The 3,703-nt window shown below is 72.6% G+C and carries 3 protein-coding genes; 2 read left to right on the top strand and 1 reads right to left on the bottom strand.

Annotated features, from left to right (window positions below):
• Both KDK95_RS34170 and KDK95_RS34165 read left to right on the top strand, forming a co-directional pair.
• A partial coding sequence (locus KDK95_RS34170; RefSeq protein ID WP_212522511.1) for an amidohydrolase family protein occupies positions 1 to 679 on the top strand: 679 nt, incomplete at its 5' end.
• The gene (locus KDK95_RS34165) at positions 676 to 1,749 is read left to right on the top strand and encodes a dipeptidase (RefSeq protein WP_212522510.1); all 1,074 of its coding nucleotides are present in this window, start codon (positions 676 to 678) and stop codon (positions 1,747 to 1,749) included. The genes KDK95_RS34170 and KDK95_RS34165, both read left to right, overlap by 4 nt.
• 374 nt (positions 1,750 to 2,123) lie before the next feature.
• On the opposite strand, the gene KDK95_RS34160 is transcribed toward KDK95_RS34165, so the two are convergent.
• Positions 2,124 to 3,257, bottom strand: a complete 1,134-nt coding sequence (locus tag KDK95_RS34160; protein ID WP_212522509.1) for an NADH:flavin oxidoreductase — start codon at positions 3,255 to 3,257, stop codon at positions 2,124 to 2,126.
• Between the last annotated feature and the right edge of the window lie 446 nt (positions 3,258 to 3,703).

Below are 3,703 nucleotides of genomic sequence, written 5' to 3'. Positions count from 1 at the left end.
GGTCGTGGCCGCCGGCGTCGACTCCGTCTCCCACGCCCACCTGCTCGCCTACCAGACGACGCCCGACGAGCTGACTGCGTACCAGAGCAAGCCGCCCCTGGACGCCGACCGCGTCGTCGCCGGAGACCCGGCCATCCTCGAACTGCTCGCCGAGATGCGCAGCCGCGGCACCGTCCTGGACGCCACCGCCAGCCTGTGGGCGCGCATCGCCGCCGAGACCGGCGAGCCCGAGGCCAGGCAGCGCGCCGCCGCGAACGACGCGATCTCCGCCGCGCTCACCCGCCAGGCCATCGACGCCGGGGTCACCGTCAGCGCGGGCACCGACCGCGACCCGGACCTCACCGACCCCTGGCCCCCGCTCTACGACGAGCTCGACTACCTCGTCGAACGCTGCGGCATGACCCCCGCCGAGGCCCTGCGCGCCGCCAGCCACGCCGGGGCGCTCAGCATCGGCGCACTCGCCGACATGGGCACCGTCGAGCCCGGCAAGCTCGCGAACTTCGCCGTGTTCGACGCCGACCCCGCCCAGGACCTCGCCGCCCTGCGCACCGTCACCGCCGTCGTCAAGCGCGGCCGGCACCACGCGCGCGCCGACTACCGCCACCCGCAGCCCGCGCCGGCCGGCCCGGCCGCCGCATCGACCGACCCGCAGCCCGAGAACGGAGCCCCCCGCGCATGACCCGCACCGGCTACCCGATCGTCAACGCCCTCGGCGCGCTGGAGAACCCCAACGCCGCCGCCGAGACCGCCGGAAGCCTGCTCCAGAGCAGCGACGACATGGTCGTCGACGCGCGCGCCATCGCGGACGCGAAGGCCTCCGGCATGACCGCGGTGAACATCACCCTCGGCTACACCCTCGGCGACCTGCCCGCCTACGAGCACACCCTGCACGAGCTCGACGTCTGGGACGCCCACCTCGCCGCCCACCCCGAGGACCTGCTGCACGTGCGCTCGGCCGCGGACATCCGCGCCGCGCACGAGCAGGACCGCGTCGGCATCATCTACGGCTTCCAGAACGCCGTCGCCGTCGGCACCGACGCCCGCAGCCTCGCCGAGCGCACCGCGCTGTTCGCCGAGCGCGGCGTGCGCGTCATCCAGCTGACGTATAACCAGGCCAACCACCTCGGCGACGGATCCATGGCCGCCGGGAACCGCGGCCTGACCGACTTCGGCCGCCAGGCCGTCGAAGCGCTCAACGAGCACCGCATCATGGTCGACCTGTCCCACAGCGGCGAGAACACCTGCCTGGAGGCGACGCGCACGTCCATCGCCCCGGTCTCCATCAACCACACCGGCTGCCGCGCCCTGACCGACCTGCCGCGCAACAAGACCGACGAGGAACTGCGCCTGGTCGCCGAGCGCGGCGGGTTCGTCGGCATCTACTTCATGCCGTTCCTCAACCCCACCGGGCACGCCACCGCCGACGACGTCGTCGCGCACATCCGGCACGCCGTGGACGTGTGCGGCGAGGACTCCGTCGGCATCGGCACCGACGGCTCGGCCACGCCCATCGACGACCTCGACGCCTACCGCGAGAAGCTCGCCGAGCACGTCGCCGAGCGCGCGAGGGCGGGCGTCGGCGCGGCCGGCGAGCGCGCCGACACCTACCCGTTCGTCGAAGACCTGCGCGGCGTCGACCAGTTCCGCAAGCTCATCGGCCTGCTCGAAGCCTCCGGCTACCGCGAGGAGCGCATCGCGAAGATCATGGGCGGCAACTTCATCGCCTACGCGGAGCGCATCTGGGGCTGATCCGGTCCCGGAAACGAACAGCTGACCTGCGCACTTCCCGCCCATCCCTAGGCCGCGAATCGAATCGGCTGCCATGTTGCCGCGCCCTGCGCGGCGCGGTTGACGTTCCCGTCCGGAAGCGGGTTGTCCGGCGTGAGTTCGAGCGCCGCGGAGCACGAGAGCACGAAAGCGCGTAGACCTGCGCGAACACTACGCACGCGACCGCGAGGTAGGCGTCGTCGAGCGCGTCGAGGCCGGCCAGCACCCAGTCGGCCGGGCCGCTGTGCGCGCAATCCGCGCCGCGTGTGCGCTCCCTGGCTTGTGTGCCCCCTCGCAGGTGCGCCCTCGCGCGGCTGCGTCAGAAGCCGTGCGAGGGCGCGGTGGCCGACGCCGCGTCAGCTGAGGGTGCGGAGCGCTGCCGGGTCGTAGGCGGCGAGTTCGTCGAAGCGGCCGGCGAGGACCTTCGCGGCCCACTCGGGGTCCTGCAGCAGGGCGCGGCCGACGGCGACCATGTCGAATTCGTCGCGCTCGAGCCGGTCGAGGAGGTCGTCGATGCCGCGGGCGGCGAAGCCCTCGCCCGCGAAGGAGCGGATGAAGTCGCCGTCGAGGCCGACCGAGCCGACCGTGATGGTCGGTTTGCCGGTCAGCTTCTTCGTCCAGCCCGCGAGGTTCAGGTCCGAGCCGTCGAACTCGGGCAGCCAGTAGCGGCGGGTGGAGGCGTGGAAGGCGTCGACACCGGCCGCGCTGAGCGGGGCGAGGATCGCTTCGAGGTGCTGCGGGGTCTCGGCGAGCCGGGCGTCGTAGGCGTCGGACTTCCACTGCGAGTAGCGGAAGACGACCGGGAACCCCGGTGAGACGGCCGCGCGTACGGCGGCGACGATCTCGGCGGCGAACCTGGTGCGCGCGACGTGGTCGCCGCCGTGGCCGTCGGCGCGGCGGTTGGTGCGCTCCCACAGGAACTGGTCGATCAGGTAGCCGTGCGCGCCGTGTAGTTCGACGCCGTCGAAGCCGATCCGCTCGGCGGCAGCGGCGGAGTCGGCGAACGCGGCGATCACATCGTCGAGGTCGCGCGCGGTCATCGTGTGCCCGTCCTGGCTCTCCCCGTCCCGGCCGACGCGGATGCCGGACGGCCCCATCGCCGGGGCGCCGGGGTTGAGCCGCGCCTCGGGCCTGCGGGTCATGCCGATGTGCCACAGCTGCGGCACGATCCGCCCGCCCGCCTCGTGCACGGCGGCCGCGACCTTCGCCCAGCCGGCGAGCTGCTCCTCGCCGTGGAACCTGGGCACCCGGTCGCTCTCCCCTGCCGAGTCGTGCCCGACGTAGGTGCCCTCGGTCACGATCAGCCCCACGCCCGCCGCGGCCCGGCGCGCGTAGTAGGAGACCACGTCCTCCCCCGGCACCCCGCCGGGCGAGAACATGCGCGTCATCGGCGCCATCGCGATGCGGTTCGGGACGCTCAGCCCGCCCAGCTCGACAGGCCGGGACAGGATTTCGGCAGCACGTGACGCCGTGGACTCCGTGGCGGTCATGGGTTTCTTCCTCGCAGATTCGAGCCGGGCGGGACTTATCGATAGGAACGCAGAAGGTCAACTTACTGAACCTTCCGGCGACTGTCACAACCCGCGGCGCGGCCCCGGTATTTCCCGCCCCCGTCCCCAGCCGGATGTGATCCCGGCCATGTTCGGCGCCCGCCGCCCGCCGCCCGGAGGGCCGGGGCCCGGCCCTAAGTCAATAGCGCAGGCGTCCGCACTCGTCGCGGACACCGCCGCCTACGGCGCGCCCCGGGCCGTCAGCTCGCGCACCCCGCGGCGCAGGACGGCCCTCCGGAAACCGCATGCAACATAACCGGGATTATGTTGACTGCCTTCCGGGGGGATTGGCTGCGTCGTTTTCCCGCATTACCACATTGGCATTACCGGTAATGCGCTAATGCCGGATAGGGGTGCGCGGAACGGATGGCCGCGTGGGTGGGAGT

Source organism: Actinospica acidithermotolerans (genome assembly GCF_018139625.1).
GTDB lineage: Bacteria > Actinomycetota > Actinomycetes > Streptomycetales > Catenulisporaceae > Actinospica > Actinospica acidithermotolerans.
Note: the sequence above shows the minus strand (reverse complement) of the source record. Positions and strands in the feature narration are given on the sequence as shown.

Excerpts from the sequence above, each read along its gene's own strand:
- KDK95_RS34165 (WP_212522510.1), top strand. The coding sequence starts at position 676 with ATGACCCGCACCGGCTACCCGATCGTCAACGCCCTCGGCGCGCTGGAG.
- KDK95_RS34160 (WP_212522509.1), bottom strand. The coding sequence starts at position 3,257 with ATGACCGCCACGGAGTCCACGGCGTCACGTGCTGCCGAAATCCTGTCC.